Annotated in this window: 18 protein-coding genes; 17 read left to right on the plus strand and 1 reads right to left on the minus strand. The window is 65.0% G+C overall.

The window, feature by feature from the left end; all coding sequences use genetic code 11:
• Positions 1-8: 8 nt before the first annotated feature.
• Genes nuoE through VLK31_RS33380 form a run of 13 tightly spaced genes read left to right on the plus strand, consistent with a single transcriptional unit; the run spans position 9 to position 13,191 of the window.
• A complete protein-coding gene (gene nuoE / locus VLK31_RS33320; protein ID WP_409172770.1) occupies positions 9-548 on the plus strand; it encodes an NADH-quinone oxidoreductase subunit NuoE in 540 nt (179 codons plus the stop codon).
• Positions 548-1,888, plus strand: a complete 1,341-nt coding sequence (gene nuoF / locus VLK31_RS33325) for an NADH-quinone oxidoreductase subunit NuoF (protein WP_409172771.1) — start codon at positions 548-550, stop codon at positions 1,886-1,888. Before nuoE ends, nuoF begins: the two co-directional genes overlap by 1 nt.
• Positions 1,889-1,905: 17 nt before the next feature.
• On the plus strand, positions 1,906-4,068 hold the full coding sequence (gene nuoG / locus VLK31_RS33330) for an NADH-quinone oxidoreductase subunit NuoG (protein ID WP_409172772.1): 2,163 nt from the start codon (positions 1,906-1,908) through the stop codon (positions 4,066-4,068).
• On the plus strand, positions 4,065-5,141 hold the full coding sequence (gene nuoH, locus VLK31_RS33335; protein ID WP_409172773.1) for an NADH-quinone oxidoreductase subunit NuoH: 1,077 nt from the start codon (positions 4,065-4,067) through the stop codon (positions 5,139-5,141). The genes nuoG and nuoH overlap by 4 nt, the downstream gene beginning before the upstream one ends.
• Positions 5,142-5,158: 17 nt before the next feature.
• Positions 5,159-5,704, plus strand: a complete 546-nt coding sequence (gene nuoI, locus VLK31_RS33340) for an NADH-quinone oxidoreductase subunit NuoI (RefSeq protein WP_409172774.1) — start codon at positions 5,159-5,161, stop codon at positions 5,702-5,704.
• Positions 5,705-5,734: 30 nt separating this feature from the next.
• On the plus strand, positions 5,735-6,388 hold the full coding sequence (locus VLK31_RS33345; protein WP_409172775.1) for an NADH-quinone oxidoreductase subunit J: 654 nt from the start codon (positions 5,735-5,737) through the stop codon (positions 6,386-6,388).
• Positions 6,385-6,693 carry an NADH-quinone oxidoreductase subunit NuoK gene (gene nuoK, locus VLK31_RS33350; protein ID WP_019653383.1) on the plus strand — a complete coding sequence of 103 codons (309 nt, stop codon included), beginning with the start codon at positions 6,385-6,387 and terminating at the stop codon, positions 6,691-6,693. The genes VLK31_RS33345 and nuoK overlap by 4 nt, the downstream gene beginning before the upstream one ends.
• Positions 6,694-6,700: 7 nt before the next feature.
• A complete protein-coding gene (gene nuoL / locus VLK31_RS33355) occupies positions 6,701-8,746 on the plus strand; it encodes an NADH-quinone oxidoreductase subunit L (protein WP_409172776.1) in 2,046 nt (681 codons plus the stop codon).
• Between the two features lie 24 nt (positions 8,747-8,770).
• A complete protein-coding gene (locus VLK31_RS33360) occupies positions 8,771-10,249 on the plus strand; it encodes an NADH-quinone oxidoreductase subunit M (protein WP_409172777.1) in 1,479 nt (492 codons plus the stop codon).
• Between the two features lie 24 nt (positions 10,250-10,273).
• Positions 10,274-11,761: an NADH-quinone oxidoreductase subunit NuoN gene (gene nuoN, locus VLK31_RS33365; protein WP_409172778.1), complete on the plus strand. Its 1,488-nt coding sequence runs from the start codon at positions 10,274-10,276 to the stop codon at positions 11,759-11,761.
• 24 nt (positions 11,762-11,785) lie between these two features.
• The gene (locus VLK31_RS33370) at positions 11,786-12,091 is read left to right on the plus strand and encodes a DUF2818 family protein (RefSeq protein ID WP_409172779.1); all 306 of its coding nucleotides are present in this window, start codon (positions 11,786-11,788) and stop codon (positions 12,089-12,091) included.
• Between the two features lie 4 nt (positions 12,092-12,095).
• Complete coding sequence (locus tag VLK31_RS33375; RefSeq protein WP_409172780.1) at positions 12,096-12,725, plus strand: NUDIX domain-containing protein; 630 nt, start codon at positions 12,096-12,098, stop codon at positions 12,723-12,725.
• 7 nt (positions 12,726-12,732) lie between these two features.
• Positions 12,733-13,191, plus strand: coding sequence for a DUF1178 family protein (locus VLK31_RS33380; protein WP_409172781.1), 459 nt, complete (start codon positions 12,733-12,735; stop codon positions 13,189-13,191).
• Positions 13,192-13,218: 27 nt separating this feature from the next.
• On the opposite strand, the gene VLK31_RS33385 is transcribed toward VLK31_RS33380, so the two are convergent.
• A complete protein-coding gene (locus VLK31_RS33385) occupies positions 13,219-15,003 on the minus strand; it encodes an ABC transporter transmembrane domain-containing protein (protein ID WP_409172782.1) in 1,785 nt (594 codons plus the stop codon).
• Between the two features lie 76 nt (positions 15,004-15,079).
• Between VLK31_RS33385 and VLK31_RS33390 the strand changes: the two genes are divergently transcribed.
• Genes VLK31_RS33390 through VLK31_RS33405 form a run of 4 tightly spaced genes read left to right on the plus strand, consistent with a single transcriptional unit; the run spans position 15,080 to position 20,111 of the window.
• Positions 15,080-15,619, plus strand: coding sequence for a MarR family winged helix-turn-helix transcriptional regulator (locus tag VLK31_RS33390; protein WP_409172783.1), 540 nt, complete (start codon positions 15,080-15,082; stop codon positions 15,617-15,619).
• A gap of 10 nt (positions 15,620-15,629) precedes the next feature.
• Positions 15,630-17,126: an efflux transporter outer membrane subunit gene (locus VLK31_RS33395; RefSeq protein ID WP_409172794.1), complete on the plus strand. Its 1,497-nt coding sequence runs from the start codon at positions 15,630-15,632 to the stop codon at positions 17,124-17,126.
• 48 nt (positions 17,127-17,174) lie between these two features.
• Positions 17,175-18,506 (plus strand): efflux RND transporter periplasmic adaptor subunit, encoded by a 1,332-nt coding sequence (locus VLK31_RS33400; RefSeq protein WP_409172784.1) that lies wholly within the window; start codon positions 17,175-17,177, stop codon positions 18,504-18,506.
• A 42-nt stretch (positions 18,507-18,548) separates the two neighbouring features.
• A complete protein-coding gene (locus tag VLK31_RS33405) occupies positions 18,549-20,111 on the plus strand; it encodes a DHA2 family efflux MFS transporter permease subunit (RefSeq protein ID WP_409172785.1) in 1,563 nt (520 codons plus the stop codon).
• The last annotated feature ends 31 nt before the right edge of the window (positions 20,112-20,142 follow it).

Below are 20,142 nucleotides of genomic sequence, written 5' to 3' on the forward strand. Positions count from 1 at the left end.
AAGAGCGAATGACTTCCTCAACCCACCACCATGACGCGGCGCCTTCGGCCCCGCTGAAGGCAGAAACCCTCGAGCGCTTTGCGCGCGAGGTTGCCAAGTACCCCGAAGCCGGCAAGGCATCCGCCGTGATGGCTTGCCTGGCCATCGTCCAGCAAGGCGAGGGCTACATCAGCCTTCAGCGCGAACGCGAGATTGCCGACTACCTCGGCATGGCGCCCATCGCCGTGCATGAAGTGACGACCTTCTACAACATGTACAACCAGCACCCGGTGGGCAAGTTCAAGCTCAACGTGTGCACCAACCTGCCTTGCCAGCTTCGCGACGGCGTCACCGCCCTCGTGCACCTCGAGAAGAAGCTCGGCATCAAGATGGGCGAGACCACGGCCGACGGCCTGTTCACGCTGCAGCAAAGCGAGTGCCTGGGCGCCTGCGCCGACTCGCCCGTGATGCTGGTCAACGACCGCACCATGTGCAGCTTCATGAGCAACGAAAAGCTCGACCAGCTCATCGAAGGCCTGCGTGCCTCGACCAAAGGGGAGGCTGCCTGATGTCACCCGAACAAGTACTCCAGCAGTTCCAGGCAACGGGCGTCCAGACCTGTTTCCATGACCGCCACATCGAGCCGCAAATTTATGCGGGCCTCGACGGCACCAACTGGCGCCTGGCCGACTACGAATCGCGCGGCGGCTACCAGGCACTGCGCAAGATCCTGACCGAGGGCCTCACGTCCGAGCAGGTCATTGCCGAAGTGAAGGCCTCCGGCCTGCGCGGGCGTGGCGGCGCGGGTTTCCCGACCGGCCTGAAGTGGAGCTTCATGCCCCGCCAGTTCCCGGGCCAGAAGTACCTGGTCTGCAACTCGGACGAAGGCGAACCGGGCACGTGCAAGGACCGCGACATCCTGCAGTTCAACCCGCACATCGTGATCGAAGGCATGGCCATCGCTGCTTTTGCCATGGGCATCAGCGTGGGCTACAACTACATCCACGGCGAGATCTTCCAGAGCTACGACCGTTTCGAAGAGGCGCTTGAAGAAGCGCGCGCCGCCGGCTACCTTGGCGACAAGATCATGGGCAGCACGTACAACTTCCAGTTGCACGCGGCCCACGGCTTCGGCGCCTACATCTGCGGTGAAGAAACCGCGTTGCTCGAGTCGCTCGAAGGCAAGAAGGGCCAGCCGCGCTTCAAGCCGCCGTTCCCGGCCAGCTTTGGCCTGTACGGCAAGCCGACCACCATCAACAACACCGAGACCTTCGCGGCAGTGCCCTGGATCATCCGCAACGGCGGTCCGGCCTACCTCGAGTGCGGCAAGCCGAACAACGGCGGCACCAAGATCTACTCGGTGAGCGGCGACGTCGAGTTGCCCGGCAACTACGAAGTGCCCATGGGCACGCCGTTCTCCAAGCTGCTGGAGCTGTGTGGCGGTGTTCGCAAGGGCCGCACGCTGAAGGCGGTGATTCCCGGTGGATCGTCGTCGCCCGTGCTGCCGGCCGACCTGATGATGGCCTGCACCATGGACTACGACTCCATCGCCAAGGCCGGCTCCATGCTGGGCTCGGGCGCGGTGATCGTCATGGACGACAGTCGCTCGATGGTCGAGTCGCTCAAGCGCCTGTCGTACTTCTACATGCACGAGTCCTGCGGCCAGTGCACGCCGTGCCGCGAAGGCACGGGCTGGCTCTACCGCGTGGTGGACCGCATCCACAACGGGCAGGGCAGGGCGAACGACATGGACCTGCTGAACTCCGTGGCAGACAACATTCAGGGCCGCACGATCTGTGCCCTGGGCGATGCAGCGGCCATGCCGGTGCGCGCCATGATCAAGCACTTCCGTCATGAGTTCGAAGCCCTGATTCCGGGCTACGTTCCCAAAGCGCCGGTCCAGGCCTGAGCGCGAGAAACACACATATGGTTGAAATCGAACTCGACGGCAAGAAGGTCGACGTGACCGAAGGCAGCATGATCATGCATGCAGCCGACAAGGCGGGCACGTACATCCCGCACTTCTGCTATCACAAGAAGCTCAGCATTGCGGCCAACTGCCGCATGTGCCTGGTCGACGTGGAAAAAGCGCCCAAGCCAATGCCGGCCTGCGCCACGCCCGTCACGCAGGGCATGATTGTTCGCACCAAGAGCGAAAAGGCCATCAAGGCGCAGCAGTCGGTCATGGAGTTCCTCCTGATCAACCACCCGCTCGACTGCCCCATTTGCGACCAGGGCGGCGAGTGCCAGCTGCAAGACCTGGCCGTGGGCTACGGCGGTTCTTCTTCGCGTTACGAGGAAGAAAAGCGCGTCGTGTTCCACAAGGACGTGGGCCCGCTGATCAGCATGGAAGAAATGAGCCGCTGCATTCATTGCACGCGCTGCGTCCGCTTTGGCCAGGAAGTGGCCGGCGTGATGGAGCTCGGCATGACCCAGCGCGGCGAGCACTCCGAAATCGAAACCTTCGTGGGCGACTCGGTCGACTCCGAACTCTCGGGCAACATGATCGACATCTGCCCGGTCGGCGCGCTCACGAGCAAGCCGTTCCGCTACAGCGCCCGCACCTGGGAACTGTCGCGCCGCAAGTCGGTGAGCCCGCACGACTCCACCGGTGCCAACCTGATCGTCCAGGTCAAGAACAACCGCGTGATGCGCGTGGTGCCGCTCGAGAACGAAGACGTCAACGAATGCTGGATTGCCGACCGCGACCGCTTCTCGTACGAAGCGCTTAACGGCACGGAACGCCTGACGCAGCCCATGCTGAAGCAGGGCGGCCAATGGCAACAGGTCGACTGGCAGACCGCGCTGGAATACGTGGCCAACGGCCTGCGCCAGATCAAGGCCGACCACGGTGCCCAAAGCATCGGCACGCTGGTCAGCCCGCACAGCACGCTCGAAGAACTGCAGCTCGCCGCCATGCTCACGCGTGAACTCGGCAGCGACAACATCGACTATCGCCTGCGCAATGCCGAATTCACGGCGTTCGAAGGCGTGCGCTGGCTCGGCACCTCGATCGCTTCGCTCACGCAAGTGCAGCGCGCGCTGGTCGTGGGCTCGAACCTGCGCAAGGACCATCCGCTGTTTGCACAGCGCATCCGCCAGGCCGTGCGCAAGGGCGCCGCGCTGTCGGTGATCACTTCGGCCGGTCTTATGGCCGACCGCGACGCCTGGGCCATCAACGTGGCGCAGTCGACCATCGTCGAAGCCGACCAATGGGTCGAAGCGCTGGCCGCCGTGGCCGCCGCCATCGGCGAAACCAATGGCGCCCCCGCGCCGCTGGCGCCGAAGAACGCACCCGACGATGCCGCCAAGGCCATCGCCGCCTCGCTGCTGAGCGGCGAACGCAAGGCCGTGCTGCTCGGCAATGCCGCCGCCCATCACGCCCATGCCAGCAGCCTGCTGGCACTGGCAAGCTGGATCGGCGCGCAAACCGGCGCCACCGTCGGCTACCTGACCGAAGCCGCCAACACCGTGGGCGCGCAACTGGTCGGTGCATTCCCGAAGAACGGCGGTCTCGATGCCGGCCGCATGCTCGCCGCAGGCTCCGGCCTGAAGGCCGTGATGCTGCTGAACACCGAACCGGTGTTCGACTCGGCCGCCGGTGCTGCCGCGGCCGATGTCATCGGCAATGCGCAAATGGTCGTCACGCTCAGCCCCTTCAAGGCCAACCTGGCGTTCAGCGACGTGCTGCTCCCTATTGCTCCGTTCACCGAAACGCCGGGCACCTTCGTCAATGCCGAAGGCCGCCTGCAAGGTTTCCATGCCGTCGTGAAGCCGCAAGGCGAAACGCGTCCGGCGTGGAAGGTGTTGCGCGTGCTCGCCAACCTGCTGGGCCTGCCGGGCTTCGCGTTCGAGTCGACCTCCGACGTACTGGCCACCATTGGTGAGCAGGGCGCGGTGCCGGCGAACGCGTTGAGCAACGCCACGTCCGCCCATGCCGTGGCCGCCAGCGGTGCTGTTGCAGCGCCCGTGGCCGCCAGCATCTACCAGCTGGATTCGATCGTGCGTCGCGCACCGTCGCTGCAGCTGACAGCCGATGCACGCCATGCATCGGTCGCAGCGGCTCGTGCCGAGGAGGCACTGGCATGATCGACGCAATTCATGGCTTCGGCCAGGGGCTGGTCGCCGCAGGCTGGTGGACCGCCGTGGTGTGGCCCGTGGTCTGGACGCTGATCAAGATCATCGTGGTTGTCATCCCACTGATGGGGGCCGTGGCCTACCTCACGCTGTGGGAACGCAAGGCCATTGGCTTCACGCAGATCCGCATCGGCCCCAACCGCACCGGCCCGCTGGGCCTGCTGCAGCCAATTGCCGACGCTCTCAAGCTGATGACCAAGGAAATCATCATTCCGACGGTTGCCAACAAGGGCCTTTTCCTGCTGGGCCCGATCATGACCATCATGCCGGCGCTGGCCGCATGGGCCGTGATTCCGTTCGGCCCCGATGTGGCGCTGGCCAACATCAATGCCGGCCTGCTGTTCGTGATGGCCATCACCTCGCTCGAGGTGTACGGCGTGATCATCGCGGGCTGGGCTTCTAATTCGAAGTACGCCTTCCTGGGCGCGCTGCGCGCCTCGGCACAGATGGTGAGCTACGAAATTGCGATGGGCTTCTGCTTCGTCGTAGTGCTGATGGTCACCGGCAGCCTGAACATGAGCGAGATCGTCAACGTTCAGGGCAAGGGCATGTTCGCCAACCTGGGTGTCGGCTTCCTGTCGTGGAACTGGCTGCCGCTGCTGCCGATCTTCGTCGTGTACTTCATCTCCGGCCTGGCCGAGACCAACCGCCACCCGTTCGACGTGGTGGAAGGCGAATCTGAAATCGTGGCCGGTCACATGATCGAGTACTCGGGCATGAGCTTCGCGATGTTCTTCCTGGCCGAGTACGCCAACATGTGGCTTGTCTCGATCCTCACCGTGGTGCTGTTCCTGGGTGGATGGCTGCCGCCGTTCGACTTCCTGAGCTTCATTCCGGGCTGGATCTGGCTCGGTGCCAAGACCTTCTGCGTGGTCACCATGTTCCTGTGGGTCCGCTCGACGTTCCCGCGCTTCCGCTATGACCAGATCATGCGGTTGGGCTGGAAGATCTTCATTCCCGTCACCCTTGTGTGGCTGGTCGTGGTCGGTGGCTGGATGCAGACGCCGTTCAACATCTGGAAATAACAGGAAGCGCCCAAAAAATGACTGCTGCGCACACCGCCGGCGCGCCCACGCGCCCTTCCAAGCTTGCTTCCGCACCTTTCTCGCTCAAGGACTTCCTGAGCAGCTTCATGCTGTTCGAGTTGTTCAAGGGCCTGGCCGTCACCGGCAAGTACGCCTTCGCCCGCAAGATCACGGTGCAATTCCCCGAAGAAAAGACGCCGCTGTCGCCGCGTTTTCGGGGCCTGCACGCCTTGCGCCGCTATGAGAACGGCGAAGAGCGCTGCATTGCCTGCAAGCTCTGCGAGGCCGTTTGCCCGGCACTGGCCATCACCATCGAATCGGAAGTGCGTGACGACGGCTCGCGCCGCACGTCGCGCTACGACATCGACCTGACCAAGTGCATCTTCTGCGGTTTCTGCGAAGAGAGCTGCCCGGTCGATTCGATCGTGGAAACGCACATCTTCGAATACCACGGCGAGAAGCGCGGCGACCTGTACTTCACCAAGGACATGCTCCTGGCCGTGGGCGATCGCTACGAAAACGAAATTGCAGCGAACAAGGCGGCTGACGCCAAGTACCGCTGAATCCGACCAGCCCGAACCCATTCGAATTCCATGGACGTCAAGACCGGTCTGTTCTATCTGTTTGCCGCGGTGCTGCTGTTTGCAGCGTTCCGCGTCATCACCGCCCGCAACCCCGTGTACGCCGCGCTGTACCTTGTGCTGGCCTTCTTCCAGGCCTCGGCCATCTGGTTGCTGCTGCGCGCCGAGTTCCTCGCGATTGCGCTGGTGCTGGTGTATGTCGGTGCCGTGATGGTGCTGTTCCTGTTCGTCGTGATGATGCTGGACATCAACGTCGACGGCTTGCGAGAGGGCTTCTGGAAGCACTTTCCGCTGGCCGCTGGCGTGGGCGCGCTCATTGCGCTCGAAATGGCGGCCGTGCTCATGGGCGGCTTCCGCCTGGGCGAGGCACCGCGCGCGACCTCCGGGCCCATGGCGGCCAACGCCTCCAACACGCTCGAGCTGGGCAAGCTGCTCTACACCGAATACCTCTACCCGCTTGAGATTGCCGCGGTCATCCTGCTCGTGGCCATCGTGGCTGCCATCGCGTTGACGCTGCGCACCCGCAAGGACAGCAAGTACGTCGACCCGGCCGACCAGGTGCGCGTGAAGGCCCGCGACCGCGTGCGCATCGTGCAGATGCCGGTGACGCGTGCGGCCGAACCCGTGGCTGCGGCTGCGGACGCTGCAAAGGAAACCAAGGCATGACGCTCACGCTCGGACACTTTCTATCGCTCGGCGCGATGCTCTTCGCGCTGTCGGTGATCGGCATTTTCCTGAACCGCAAGAACCTGATCGTTCTGCTGATGGCCATCGAGCTGATGCTGTTGGCGGTCAACATGAACTTCGTGGCGTTCTCCCACTTCCTGGGCGACATGCACGGACAGATCTTCGTGTTCTTCATCCTGACGGTGGCTGCGGCCGAGTCGGCCATCGGTCTCGCGTTGCTGGTCCTGTTGTTCCGCAACAAGTCCAACATCAACGTCGACGAACTCAACTCGCTCAAGGGTTGAAATCAGCATGAGCGCAACCCTTTCCGCATCCACACTGCTGGCCGTGCCGCTGGCACCCCTGGTCGGCGCTGCCGTCGCAGGCCTGTTCGGCACCCAGTTCGGTGGCAATCACATCGGCCGCAAGGTCACGCATTCGCTGACCATCCTGGGCGTGCTGGTCGCCTTCATCATCTCGGTCATGACGCTGAAGAGCGTGGTGTCCGACGGTGCCCGCTTCAACGCCACCCTTTACGAATGGATGGTGGTCGGCGGCCTGAAGATGGAAGTCGGCTTCATGGTCGACGGCCTCACCGCCATGATGATGTGCGTGGTGACCTTCGTGTCGCTGATGGTGCACATCTACACCATCGGCTACATGGAAGAAGACGACGGCTACAACCGTTTCTTTGCATACATCTCGCTGTTCACCTTCTCGATGCTGATGCTCGTCATGAGCAACAACATGCTCCAGCTGTTCTTCGGCTGGGAGGCGGTGGGCCTGGTGTCGTACCTGCTGATCGGTTTCTGGTTCAACAAGCCGACCGCCATCTTCGCGAACATGAAGGCCTTTCTCGTCAACCGCGTGGGCGACTTCGGCTTCATCCTGGGCATTGGCCTGATCGCGGCCTACGCAGGCACGCTGAACTACACCGAAGCCTTCGCCAAGGCGAACATGCTGGCCGGCATCACCTTCCCGGGCACCGAATGGATGCTCATCACGGTGATCTGCATCTGCCTGTTCATTGGCGCGATGGGCAAGAGCGCGCAGTTTCCGCTGCACGTGTGGCTGCCCGATTCGATGGAAGGCCCGACCCCCATCTCCGCGCTGATTCACGCGGCAACGATGGTGACCGCCGGCATCTTCATGGTGGCGCGCATGTCGCCGCTGTTCGAGCTGAGCGATACGGCCCTGAGCTTCATCCTGGTGATCGGCGCCATCACTGCGTTGTTCATGGGCTTCCTTGGCATCATCCAGAACGACATCAAGCGCGTGGTTGCGTACTCGACGCTCTCGCAGCTCGGCTACATGACGGTGGCGCTGGGTGCCTCGGCCTACTCGGTCGCGGTGTTCCACCTGATGACTCACGCGTTCTTCAAGGCGCTGCTGTTCTTGGGTGCCGGCTCGGTGATCATCGGCATGCACCACAACCAGGACATCCGCTGGATGGGCGGCGTGCGCAAGTACATGCCCATCACCTGGATCACGTCGCTGCTGGGCTCGCTTGCACTGATCGGCACGCCGTTCTTCGCCGGCTTCTATTCGAAGGACAGCATCATCGAAGCGGTGCACGAGAGCCACCTGTGGGGCGCAAACTTTGCGTACTACTCGGTGCTGGCCGGCGTGTTCATCACGGCGTTCTATTCGTTCCGCATGTACTTCCTGGTCTTCCATGGCAAGGAACGCTACGACCAGAACCCCGACGCGCACCATGACGACCATGCGCACGACGCCCACGGCCATGACGATCACGGCCACGGTCACAACGACCACAAGCCGCACGAGTCGCCGCTGGTGGTGTGGCTGCCGCTGGTGCTGCTGGCCATTCCGTCGGTGGTGATCGGCTTCCTGACGATCGAGCCGATGCTGTTCGGCGAGTTCTTCAAGAACGCGATCTTCGTGGACGGTGTCAAGCACCACGCCATGAAGGAACTGGAAGAAGGCTTCCACGGTCCGGTGGCCATGGCCCTTCACGGCCTGACGACGGCGCCGTTCTGGCTGGCACTGGCTGGCGTGGTCCTGTCCTGGTACATGTACATGATCAACCCGGCGCTGCCGGCCGCGATCAAGCGTGCCTGCGGCCCGATCTATCGCCTGCTGGAAAACAAGTACTACCTCGACTGGATCAACGAGAACATCATCGCCCGCGGTACGCGTGCGCTGGGTACCGGTCTGTGGAAGGGTGGCGACCAGGCCGTGATCGACGGTGCCGTCGTGAACGGTTCCTGGAAACTGATCGGCCGTATTTCGGGTGTGGTGCGCTGGATGCAGTCTGGCTACATCTACCACTACGCCTTCGCGATGCTGCTCGGCATCTTCGTTCTGATGACGTATTTCGTCTGGTTCAAACGCTGAGCCTAGCGCTGGAGAAAAAGAAAAATGGGTTTGTTGAGCCTTGCCATCTGGGTGCCGATCGCATTCGGCGTCGCGCTGCTGGCGTTCGGGCGTGACGAGCACGCCAAGGGCGTTCGCTGGGTTGCCCTTGTCGGCGCCATCGTGAGCTTCCTGGTCACCGTGCCCTTGTTCACGGGTTTCAAGAACGGAACCGCCGCCATGCAGTTCGTCGAAAAGACGAGCTGGATCGCGCGTTTCAACGTCAACTACCACCTCGGGATCGACGGCATGTCGCTCTGGCTGGTGCTGCTGACGTCGTTCATCACGGTCATCGTGGTGATCTCCGCCTGGGAAGTGATCACCGAACGCGTGAACCAGTACATGGGTGCGTTCCTGATCCTGTCGGGTTTCATGATCGGCGTGTTTTCCGCGCTGGACGGCATCCTGTTCTACGTGTTCTTCGAGGCCACGCTGATCCCGATGTACCTGATCATCGGTATCTGGGGCGGACCGAACAAGATCTACGCGGCGTTCAAGTTCTTCCTGTACACCTTGCTCGGCTCGCTGCTGATGCTGGTGGCGCTGATCTTCCTGTACAACAAGTCGGGCGGCAGCTTCGACATCCTGGCCTGGCACAAGCTGCCGCTGGGGTCGACTGCGCAGACCTTCCTGTTCTTCGCCTTCTTCGCGGCCTTCGCGGTGAAGGTGCCGATGTGGCCGGTGCACACCTGGCTGCCCGACGTGCACGTGGAGGCGCCCACCGGCGGCTCCGCCGTGCTGGCGGCCATCATGCTGAAGCTGGGTGCCTACGGCTTCCTGCGCTTCTCGATGCCGATCGCTCCCGACGCATCGCACGAATGGGCCTGGCTCATGATTGCGCTGTCGCTCATCGCAGTGATCTACGTGGGCCTGGTGGCGCTGGTGCAGCAGGACATGAAGAAGCTGGTGGCCTATTCGTCGGTCGCGCACATGGGCTTCGTGACGCTGGGCTTCTTCATCTTCAACGAGCTCGGCGTATCCGGCGGCATCGTGCAGATGATTGCGCACGGCTTCGTGTCGGGCGCCATGTTCCTGGGCATCGGCGTGCTGTACGACCGCGTGCACTCGCGCCAGATTGCCGACTACGGCGGCGTGGTCAACACCATGCCCAAGTTCGCCGCGTTCGCGCTGCTGTTCGCCATGGCCAATTGCGGCCTGCCGGGCACCGCCGGTTTCGTGGGCGAGTGGATGGTGATTCTGGGCGCCGTCAAGGCCAACTTCTGGGTCGGCCTGGGTGCCGCCACGGCACTGATCTTTGGCGCGGCCTACACCCTGTGGATGTACAAGCGCGTGTACCTGGGCCCGGTCGGCAACGACCATGTCAAGGAGCTCAAGGACATCAATGCCCGCGAGTTCGTGATGCTCTCGCTGCTGGCCATCGCCGTGCTGTGGATGGGCCTGTATCCGAAGCCTTTCACCGACGCCATGGACGCCTCGGTGGTCGAGCTGCTGCGCCATGTGGCAGTTTCGAAGTTGCCTTCCTGATTCCACGCTGAACAAGAGAACGAGATGATTGACAAAATCAGCTGGGTCACGATCTACCCGGAAATCGTGTTGCTGGTCATGACCTGCATCATTGCGCTGGTCGACCTGTCCACCACGGACCACCGCCGCACGCGCACCTATGTGCTCACGCTGCTCACGCTGGCCGTCGTCGGCGTGCTGTCGGGCCTTGCGGCCCTCAACGGCAAGACCGCGTACGGTTTTGGCGGCATGGTCGTCAGTGACCCGATGGGCAACTGGCTCAAGTGCTTCGCCACCATCGCGCTGATGGTCACGCTGGTCTATGGGCGTCCCTACGCGGCCGACCGCGACATGCTGCGCGGCGGCGAAATGTTCACCATGAGCATGTTCGCGCTGCTGGGCATGTTCGTGATGATCTCGGGCAGCAACTTTCTGCTGATCTACCTGGGCCTGGAACTGCTCACGCTCTCGAGCTATGCGCTGGTGGCGCTGCGCCGCGACAACGCGGTGGCCAGCGAAGCCGCCATGAAGTACTTCGTGCTTGGCGCAATGGCCAGCGGCTTCCTGCTGTACGGCCTGTCGATGATGTACGGCGCCACCGGGTCGCTGGACGTGAACGAAGTGTTCAAGGCCATTGCCAGCGGCAAGGTGAACCACCAGGTGCTGGTGTTCGGCCTGGTGTTCATCGTGGCCGGCCTGGCATTCAAGGTGGGCGCAGCGCCGTTCCACATGTGGGTCCCCGACGTGTACCAGGGCGCGCCGACTGCCATCACGCTGCTGATTGGCGCCGCGCCTGAGCTGGCCGCCTTCGCGATCATCATTCGCCTGCTGGTCGACGCTCTGCAGCCGCTGGCCATCGACTGGCAACAGATGCTGGCCGTGCTGGCCATCGCCTCGCTGCTGGTCGGCAACCTGGCCGCCATTGCGCAGAGCAACCTGAAGCGGATGCTGGCGTACTCGACCATCTCGCAGATGGGCTTCATGCTGCTCGGCCTGGTGGCGGGTTCGGACCAGCAAGGCACCTACAACGCACAGTTCGCCTACAGCGCCTCGATGTTCTACATCGTGACCTACGTGCTGACCACGCTGGCGAGCTTCGGCATCATCCTGCTGCTGGCGCGTGAAGGCTTCGAAAGCGAAGAGATCACCGACCTGGCCGGCCTGAACCAGCGCAGCCCGCTGTACGCCGGCGTGATGGCCATCGCGATGTTCTCGCTGGCCGGCCTGCCGCCGCTGGTGGGCTTCTACGCCAAGCTGGCCGTGCTGCAGGCGCTGATTGCGTCGGGCCAGGCCATCTACATCGGCCTGGCGGTGTTCGCGGTGATGATGTCGCTGATTGGCGCCTTCTACTATCTGCGCGTGGTCAAGGTGATGTACTTCGACGCACCCGTCACGGCCACCACCGTGTCGGCCCCGCGCGACGTGCGCGTGGTGCTTGCCATCAATGGCGCACTGATCCTGATCCTGGGCATCGTGCCCGGCGGCCTGATGACCCTTTGCTACGACGCGATCGTGGCAACCCTGGCGCACTGACGCGGCCCCGGCCCGTCATTCACGGTGTCGCAAACCGCGTCGGTCTGGGTGGTTCTGCTGGTGGCCCTGATGGCTGCCAACCTGCCTTTCTTCAACGACCGCCTGTTCGGCGTCGTGCCGCTGCCGACGAAGCCCAAGTCGCTCGCGGTGCGCCTTGCCGAACTGGTGGTCTTGTACTTTGTGGCCGGCGCTGTCGGGCTGCTGTTCGAGCGCAGGGCAGGGCAGATTTCGCCGCAGGGCTGGGAGTTCTACGCGGTGACCGGTGCGCTGTTCATCGTGCTGGCCTTTCCCGGGTTCACCTGGCGCTACCTGATGAAACACAGGCACTGACGACATGACTTCAGCCACCACCCCGACCGCGACCCTGCCCGCCACCGACCTGCACCTGCGCGAAGAGCTCATCAGCAGCGAGGAGCTCGTCAAGGGCAACTTCCTGAAGGCCAAGCGCGACACCATTCGCCTGCCCGATGGCCACACGGCCACGCGCGAGTACGTGGTGCATCCGGGTGCGGTGGTCGTCATTCCGTTGCTCGACGACGGTCGTGTGGTGCTGGAGCGCCAGTTTCGCTATCCCATCGGTCACGTGATGATCGAGTTTCCAGCCGGCAAGATCGACGCGGGTGAAGACCCCTTCGTGTGCGGGCGGCGCGAGCTGCTCGAGGAAACGGGCTACACCGCGCGCGAATGGGCACATGCGGGTGCGATGCATCTGGCCGTGGCCTATTCGACCGAGATCATTCACATCTACTTTGCACGCGGCCTCTCGCTGGGCGAGCGCAAGCTCGACCACGGCGAGTTTCTGGACGTGTTCACGGCTTCGCCCGAGGAGCTCGCGGGCTGGTGCCGCGACGGCACGGTGACCGACGCCAAGACGCTCACCTGCACGCTCTGGCTGCAAAACGTCCTTTCCGGCGCATGGGCACTGGACTGGCAGCCCGTGCCGGCAGAAGGCCGCGCGGGATAATCCGCGCATGAAGGTTCTCGATCTCCGCTGCGCGCATGGCCATGGCTTCGAGGGCTGGTTCGCGTCCAGCGAGGCCTTCGAGACGCAGTTGGCAGGCGGGCTGGTCGAATGCCCGGTCTGTGGCGACACGGCCATCGTCAAGCTGCTGAGCGCGCCGCGCCTCAATCTGGGCAATGCCAAGGCACCGCGGGAAGCTGTAGCGCCCGTAACGGGTTCCGCGTCGAACCTTCCCGCCGCGCCGTCGCCCGAAGCCCGCTGGATGCGCGCTGTGCGCGAGGTGCTGGCAAAGACCGAAGACGTCGGCGATCGCTTTGCCGACGAAGCCCGCAAGATGCACTACGGCGAAGTGCAGGAGCGCGGCATTCGCGGCCAGGCCACGCCCGAGCAGACCGAGGCGCTGCTCGACGAAGGCATTCCGGTGATGGCGCTGCCGATTCCGGCGGCGCTCAAGGAAACCCTGCAGTAGCCTAGGCCCCGCCGGACACAGCCTTGCTCAGGCTGTGAACTGCAGAGCGGCCAGCCGTGCGTACACGCCACCTTGCGCGACCAGCGTCGCGTGCGTTCCCTGTTCGACGATGCCGCCGTGGTCCAGCACCACGATGCGGTCGGCTTTCTGCACCGTGGCCAGGCGGTGGGCAATCACCACCGTCGTGCGGTTGGCCATGGCCGACTCCAGCGCCGCCTGCACCATGCGTTCGCTTTCCGCGTCCAGCGCGCTGGTGGCTTCGTCGAGCAACAGCAGCGGCGGGTTCTTGAGGATGGCGCGCGCAATCGCGATGCGCTGGCGCTGTCCGCCCGACAGGCGCACGCCGCGCTCGCCCAGAAAGGTGTCGTAGCCCTCGGGCAGCGCTTGCAGAAAGTCGTGCGCGAAGGCGGCGCGCGCCGCGGCATGCACTTCGTCTGCAGTTGCTTCGGGGCGTCCGTAGCGGATGTTCTCCAGCGCGCTGGTCGAGAAGATCACCGCGTCTTGCGGCACCAGGCCGATGCGGGTGCGCAGGTCCGACAGGGCGAGCGACGCGAGCGGGGTGCCGTCGAGCAGCAGGCTGCCCGACTGCGGGTCGTAATAGCGCAGCAGCAGCTGGAACACCGTACTCTTGCCCGCACCGCTGGAGCCCACCAGCGCCACGGTTTCACCGGGCGCGACGTCCAGGCTGAAATCGCGCAGCGCGGGGGTGCCGGGTCGGGAAGGGTAGTGGAAGGTCACGGCATCGAATCGAATGGCGCTGCCTGCAACAGGCACGGGCGCCACCGCCGGATTCGCGGGCGACACGATGGCCGCGGGCGCGTGCAGCAGCTCCATCAGCCGCTCGGTAGCGCCGGCTGCGCGCAGCAAGTCGCCATACACCTCGCCCAGCACCGCGGTCGCGCTGGCCAGGATGGCCACGTACACCACGGTCTGGCCGAGGTGGCCCGCAGTGATGTCGCCGCGCAGCACCGCCTGCGTGCCCTGGTACAGGCCCCAGAGCAGCGCGGCCGAGGTCGCGATGATGATGAATGCCACCAACACCGAACGCGCCCGGGTGCGGCGCACGGCGGTGCGAAAGGCGTTTTCGGTCGAGCCGTTGAAGCGCGTGGCCTCGCGGCCTTCGGCGGTGTAGCTCTGCACCACGGGAATGGCGTTCAGCACCTCGGCGGCGATGGCGCTGGAGTCGGCCACGCGGTCCTGGCTGGCACGCGAGAGCTTGCGCACGCGTCGGCCGAACCACATGCTCGGCAGCACCACCAGCACCAGAATGCCCAGCACCTGCACCATCACATAGGGGTTGGTCCACACCAGCACGGCCAGCGCGCCCACGCCCATCACCGCGTTGCGCAGGCCCATGCTCAATGAGGAGCCGACGACAGTCTGTACCAGCGTGGTGTCGGCCGTGAGGCGCGAGAGCACTTCGCCGGTCTGCGTGGTTTCGAAGAACGCGGGGCTCTGCTTGAGCACGCGGCCGTAGACCGCATTGCGGATGTCCGCCGTGACCCGCTCGCCCAGCCAGCTCACCGTATAGAAGCGCGCCGCCGAGAAAAGACCCAGCGCCACGGCCACCGCGAAGAGGGCGCCGAAGTGCTCGCGCAGAGCCATCGTTTGGGCGCCCTTGTCGGGGTTGATCAAGCCTCCGTCAATCAGGCTCCGCAAGGCGATAGGAAAAGCCAGCGTCGTGACCGCTGCCATCACCAGAAAGATGGCCGCCAGGCCTATCTGCAAGCGGTAGGGGCGAAGAAAAGGGCTCAGGCCCGACAGCGACCGGGGCGAGCCCTTGGCCTGGGAAGACGGTGGGGTAGAAGCCATGCGGCGATTCTAACGAACCCTTGCCGCCACAAAGGCAGCCTTGACAATAACTGCCGCGGCAACTAATATTTCGGCCATGAGCGATGCCAATTCCACCCAAGCCACGTCGGCGCAATCCGACGCCGAGCGTCGCGCGCCTGCCGCCTTCTACCGGCCCGAGACCTACCAGGCCGAGGAGAGCATTGGCTACCTGATGCGCCGCATCGTGACGGCCGTGGGCCAGTCGATCGAGAGCCGCATCTGCGAGCCCGGCAGCCCGACCTATCCGCAATGGGTGCCTCTCTACAAGTTGCACACGGGCGCCGCCACCACGGTGGCCGAACTGGCGCGTGCCTGCGAGCTCGACACCGGCGCCATGACGCGCCTGCTCGACCGCCTCGAGGCCAAGGGCCTGTGCCGCCGCGTGCGCTCGCTCGAAGACCGCCGCGTGGTCAACATCGAGCTGACCGACGAAGGCCGTTCCGCCGCCAAGGAAGTGCCCTACGTGCTGAGCCGCGTGCAGAACGAACACCTTGCAGGTTTTTCCAATGAGGAGTGGGAGCAGCTGAAAGGCTACCTGCGCCGCATCCTCGACAACGCACAGGCCCTTGCGGTCCGTGGAGATAAAAATGACTGATTCCCTCGCCATGCGCGCGCAGCGTCGCATCTCAGTTGCCGTCGCGCAGCGTCGCATCTCGGTTGCCGTCGCGCCGCGTCGCACTTCTGTCGTGGCCGCCGCGTTGCTCGTCGTCGCCCTTGCCGGCTGTGCCGACATGGCCGGCATCGGCTCGCAGGCCAAGCTGCGCGATGCCGCGTCTCTGGGCATCGCGCCCGACACCGCCGCCACACCCGCCTCCAGGCTCGACACCCAGTGGTGGCTCGCCTTCGGCGACACGCAACTCAACACGCTGATCGACCAGGCCGTGGCCGGCAACCCGAACCTGCAGGTCGCGCAGGCCCGCCTGGCGCGCGCGCAGGCCTCGGCCGACATTGCCGGTGCGGCCCTCAAGCCGCAGGTCAAGGGCGACCTCGACCTGAACCGCCAGAAGTTCAACAGCAACTACATCTACCCGGCACCGCTGGGCGGTTCCACGCAGAACATCGGCCTGCTGCAGCTCAGCGCCAGCTGGGAGATCGACTTCTTCGGCAAGAACCGAAGCGCGCTGGACACCGCCATTGGCGCGGCCAACGCCGCCGCCGCCGACGCCGACGCGGCCCGCGTGCTGCTCGCGAGCAACGTGGCGCGCAGCTACTTCCAATGGGCCCGCCTGAACGACCAGCTCACCGTGGCCCAGCGCACGCTGGCCCAGCGCGACGAAACCTTGAAGCTGGTGCGCGACCGCGTCTCGGCCGGCCTGGACACCCGCCTCGAACTGCGCCAGAGCGAAGGCGGCCTGCCCGAGGCACGCCAGCAGATCGAAGCGCTCAACGAGCAAATTGCGCTGCAGCAGCACGCGCTCGATGCGCTCGTCGGCCAGCCCAATGTGTCGGCGTTGCTGAAGCCGCCGGTGCTTGCCAGCGTGCGGCCGATGGCGCCGCAAGGCAACATTCCGGCCGACCTGCTGGGCCGCCGCGCCGACATTGCCGCCGCGCGCTGGCGCGTGGAGGCCGCCACCAGCGACGTGGCCAACGCCAAGACGCTGTTCTATCCCAACGTCAATCTCACGGCCTTCGCCGGCTTCCAGAGCCTGGGCTTCGGCAAGCTGCTGAAGTCGGGCAGCGAGCAGTGGGGCGTGGGCCCGGCCATCAGCCTGCCGATCTTCGAAGGCGGCAAGCTGCGCGCCAACCTGCGCGGCAAGTCGGCCGACCTCGACGTGGCCATCGAAAGCTACAACGCCACCGTGATCGATGCCGTGCGCGACGCCGCCGACCAGGTTGCGAGCGCGCAGTCGATCGGCCGTCAGCAGACCGAACAACGCGCCGCGCAGACCGCGGCCGAAGGCGCCTACGACATCGCCGTGCAGCGCTACCGCGCCGGCCTGGGCAACTACCTCAATGTGCTGACGGCGGAAACCGCCGTGCTGGCGCAACGCCGCCTGGCGGTCGATCTTGCCGCGCGTGCGCTCGACACGCAGGTGGCGCTGGCGCGTGCACTGGGCGGCGGCTGGCAGCCCCCGACCACCGCCACGGCCGCATTGAACTGAATTGAATTGAACTGACACGACCCTCTCGTCTTCGGAAAGAACTTCACCATGAGCGATAACAACACTCCGACGCCCGCTGCAGCCGCAGCCTCCACCAACCCCAACGCGCCTGAAGCGCCCGCCGCCAACGGCAAGCGCCGCCGCGCACTCACCGCGCTGGCCGCGGTGGTGATCGTTGCCGGCGGCGGCTGGGGCCTCTACGAATGGCTGGTTGCCAGCCACTACGAGGACACCGACAACGCCTACGTGTCGGGCAACGTCATCCAGATCACGCCGCAGATCAGCGGCACCGTGATGGCCATCGGCGCCGACGACACCGACTTCGTCAAGGCCGGCCAGCCGCTGGTGCAGCTCGACCCAGCCGACGCCAAGGTGGCGCTCGATCAGTCCGAGGCCGCGCTCGCGCAGGCCGTGCGCCAGGTGCGCACGCTGTACGCCAACAACGGCTCGCTGGCCGCGCAGGTCACGCTACGCCAGTCGGACATCGTGAAGGCGCAGAGCGACATCGCCAAGGCGCAGGACGACCTGCAGCGCCGCCGCGCGCTGTCGGGCAACGGCGCCGTGTCGAAAGAAGAACTCAACCACGCCGAGACGGCGCTCGACACCGCCAAGAGCCAGTTCGCCGCGGCGCAGGCCGGTGTGGTGGCCGCCAAGGAAGCACTGGTGAGCAACCAGTCGCTGACCGAAGGCACCAGCGTGGCCCAGCACCCGAGCGTGCTGGCCGCCGCCTCCAAGGTGCGCGAGGCCTATTTGGCAACGCAGCGCGTGGCCATGCCCGCGCCGGTCGACGGCTACGTTGCCAAGCGCACCGTGCAGCTCGGCCAGCGCGTCGCCGCCGGCACGCCGATGATGTCGATCGTGCCGCTCAACCAGCTGTGGGTCGACGCCAACTTCAAGGAAGTGCAGCTGCGCAACATCCGCATCGACCAGCCCGTCAAGCTCACGGCCGACCTGTACGGCAAGAAGGTCGAATACAACGGCAAGGTCGCGGGCCTGGGCGTGGGCACCGGCAGTGCGTTTGCACTGCTGCCGGCGCAGAACGCCACCGGCAACTGGATCAAGGTGGTGCAGCGCGTGCCCGTGCGCATTGCGCTCGACCCCGAGCAGCTCAAGGCCAACCCGCTGCGCATCGGCCTGTCGATGGACGCCGAGATCGACATCTCCTCCAAGAGCGGCAAGATGCTGGCCGACGCGCCGCGCGCCGCCGCGCTCACGCAGACCACGGCCGTGTACAGCCAGCTCGACCGTGGGGCCGACGCCGAAGTCGACCGCATCGTGTCGGCCAACCTCGGGCGCAGTGCGCCGGCCGCGGCCAGCGCGCCCAAGGCGCCTGCGGCGTCGGGCGGTGCCTCGGTCGCCGTGCAGGGCCAGCCGGGCTGATCGCCCGCGCTGCCTTCAGGTAAACAGTTCGCGCGACCTGCAATGGCCACCGCTGCTCCTGCCTACATTGCGCACCCACCGCTCGAAGGCGCCGCCCGCGTCTGGGGCACGGTAGCGCTGTCTGCGGCAACCTTCATGAACGTGCTCGATTCGTCGATTGCGAACGTGTCGTTGCCTGCCATCTCGGGCGACCTGGGCGTGAGCACCACGCAAGGCACCTGGGTCATCACCAGCTTCGCGGTGGCCAACGCCATTGCGGTGCCGCTCACCGGTTTCATGACGCAGCGCTTTGGACAGGTGCGCCTGTTCATGGCCAGCGTGATCCTGTTCATGATGGCCTCGCTCTTGTGCGGCCTGGCGCCGAACATGACCACGCTGATCGCCTTTCGCGCGCTGCAGGGCTTTGTGGCGGGGCCGATGATTCCGCTCTCGCAGACGCTGCTGCTGTCGAGCTATCCGCGCGCCAAGGCGGGCCTGGCCATGGCCATGTGGTCGATGACCACGCTGGTCGCGCCGGTGATGGGGCCGCTGCTGGGCGGCTGGATCACCGACAACATCTCGTGGCCGTGGATTTTCTACATCAACATTCCGGTGGGCATTGTTGCGGCTTCCATCACGTGGGCGCTGTATCGCAAGCGCGAGAGCACCACGCACAAGGTGCCCATCGACGCCATCGGCCTGGCGCTGCTGGTGCTGTTCGTCGGCTCGATGCAACTGATGCTCGACAAGGGCAAGGAGCTGGACTGGTTCCATTCGCCGCAGATCATCGCGATGGCGGTGATAGCCGTGGTCGGCTTCGCGTTCTTCCTGATCTGGGAGCTGACCGACAAGCACCCGGTGGTCGACCTGTCGCTGTTCAAGCGCCGCAACTTCTGGTCGGGCGCCGTGGCAACGGCCGTGGCCTACGGCCTGTTCTTCGGCAACGTGGTGCTGCTGCCGCTGTGGCTGCAGCAGTGGATGGGCTACACCGCCACGCAGGCGGGGATGATCATGGCGCCGGTGGGGATGCTGGCGATCATCTTCTCGCCCATCGTGGGGCTCACTGTGGCCAAGGTCGACCCGCGCCGCTACGCCACGTTCTCGTTCCTGGTGTTTGCGCTGGTGCTGTGGATGCGGTCGAACTTCAACACGCAGGCCGACTTTGTGACCATCATCATTCCGACGGTGATCCAGGGCATTGCAATGGCGTTCTTCTTCATTCCGCTGGTGACGCTCACGCTGTCGGGCCTCACGCCGGACCGCATTCCGGCGGCGTCGGGGTTGTCGAACTTCTTGCGGATCACGGCGGGCGCCGTGGGCACATCGCTCACCACCACGTTGTGGGACAACCGCGCCACGCTGCATCACGCGCAGCTGGCCGAGACGATCAACCAGAGCAACAACGCGGCCACCAGCGCCATGGCCGGGCTGTCGAGCAGCGGCTTCAGCTCGGAGCAGGTGCTGGGGCAGATGAACCGCATCGTCGACCAGCAGGCCTACATGCTGGCGACCAACGACATCTTCTATGCCTCGGCAATTCTGTTCCTGCTGCTGATTCCGCTGGTGTGGCTGGCACGGCCGCAAAAGGGCGGTGCGGGCGGCGACGCCGCGGCAGGCGCGCACTGACCTGATCGACGGCAACCCCGCCTTTCGTTCT

Source organism: Variovorax sp. H27-G14 (genome assembly GCF_046156345.1).
Taxonomy (GTDB): domain Bacteria; phylum Pseudomonadota; class Gammaproteobacteria; order Burkholderiales; family Burkholderiaceae_C; genus Variovorax.

Coding starts and splice junctions, on each gene's coding strand:
- VLK31_RS33400 (WP_409172784.1), top strand. CDS start 17,175: ATGAGCGATAACAACACTCCGACGCCCGCTGCAGCCGCAGCCTCCACC.
- nuoG (WP_409172772.1), top strand. CDS start 1,906: ATGGTTGAAATCGAACTCGACGGCAAGAAGGTCGACGTGACCGAAGGC.
- nuoK (WP_019653383.1), top strand. CDS start 6,385: ATGACGCTCACGCTCGGACACTTTCTATCGCTCGGCGCGATGCTCTTC.
- VLK31_RS33395 (WP_409172794.1), top strand. CDS start 15,630: ATGCGCGCGCAGCGTCGCATCTCAGTTGCCGTCGCGCAGCGTCGCATC.
- nuoH (WP_409172773.1), top strand. CDS start 4,065: ATGATCGACGCAATTCATGGCTTCGGCCAGGGGCTGGTCGCCGCAGGC.
- nuoL (WP_409172776.1), top strand. CDS start 6,701: ATGAGCGCAACCCTTTCCGCATCCACACTGCTGGCCGTGCCGCTGGCA.
- nuoE (WP_409172770.1), top strand. CDS start 9: ATGACTTCCTCAACCCACCACCATGACGCGGCGCCTTCGGCCCCGCTG.
- VLK31_RS33390 (WP_409172783.1), top strand. CDS start 15,080: ATGAGCGATGCCAATTCCACCCAAGCCACGTCGGCGCAATCCGACGCC.
- nuoN (WP_409172778.1), top strand. CDS start 10,274: ATGATTGACAAAATCAGCTGGGTCACGATCTACCCGGAAATCGTGTTG.
- nuoI (WP_409172774.1), top strand. CDS start 5,159: ATGACTGCTGCGCACACCGCCGGCGCGCCCACGCGCCCTTCCAAGCTT.
- nuoF (WP_409172771.1), top strand. CDS start 548: ATGTCACCCGAACAAGTACTCCAGCAGTTCCAGGCAACGGGCGTCCAG.
- VLK31_RS33405 (WP_409172785.1), top strand. CDS start 18,549: ATGGCCACCGCTGCTCCTGCCTACATTGCGCACCCACCGCTCGAAGGC.
- VLK31_RS33380 (WP_409172781.1), top strand. CDS start 12,733: ATGAAGGTTCTCGATCTCCGCTGCGCGCATGGCCATGGCTTCGAGGGC.
- VLK31_RS33360 (WP_409172777.1), top strand. CDS start 8,771: ATGGGTTTGTTGAGCCTTGCCATCTGGGTGCCGATCGCATTCGGCGTC.
- VLK31_RS33345 (WP_409172775.1), top strand. CDS start 5,735: ATGGACGTCAAGACCGGTCTGTTCTATCTGTTTGCCGCGGTGCTGCTG.
- VLK31_RS33375 (WP_409172780.1), top strand. CDS start 12,096: ATGACTTCAGCCACCACCCCGACCGCGACCCTGCCCGCCACCGACCTG.
- VLK31_RS33385 (WP_409172782.1), bottom strand. CDS start 15,003: ATGGCTTCTACCCCACCGTCTTCCCAGGCCAAGGGCTCGCCCCGGTCG.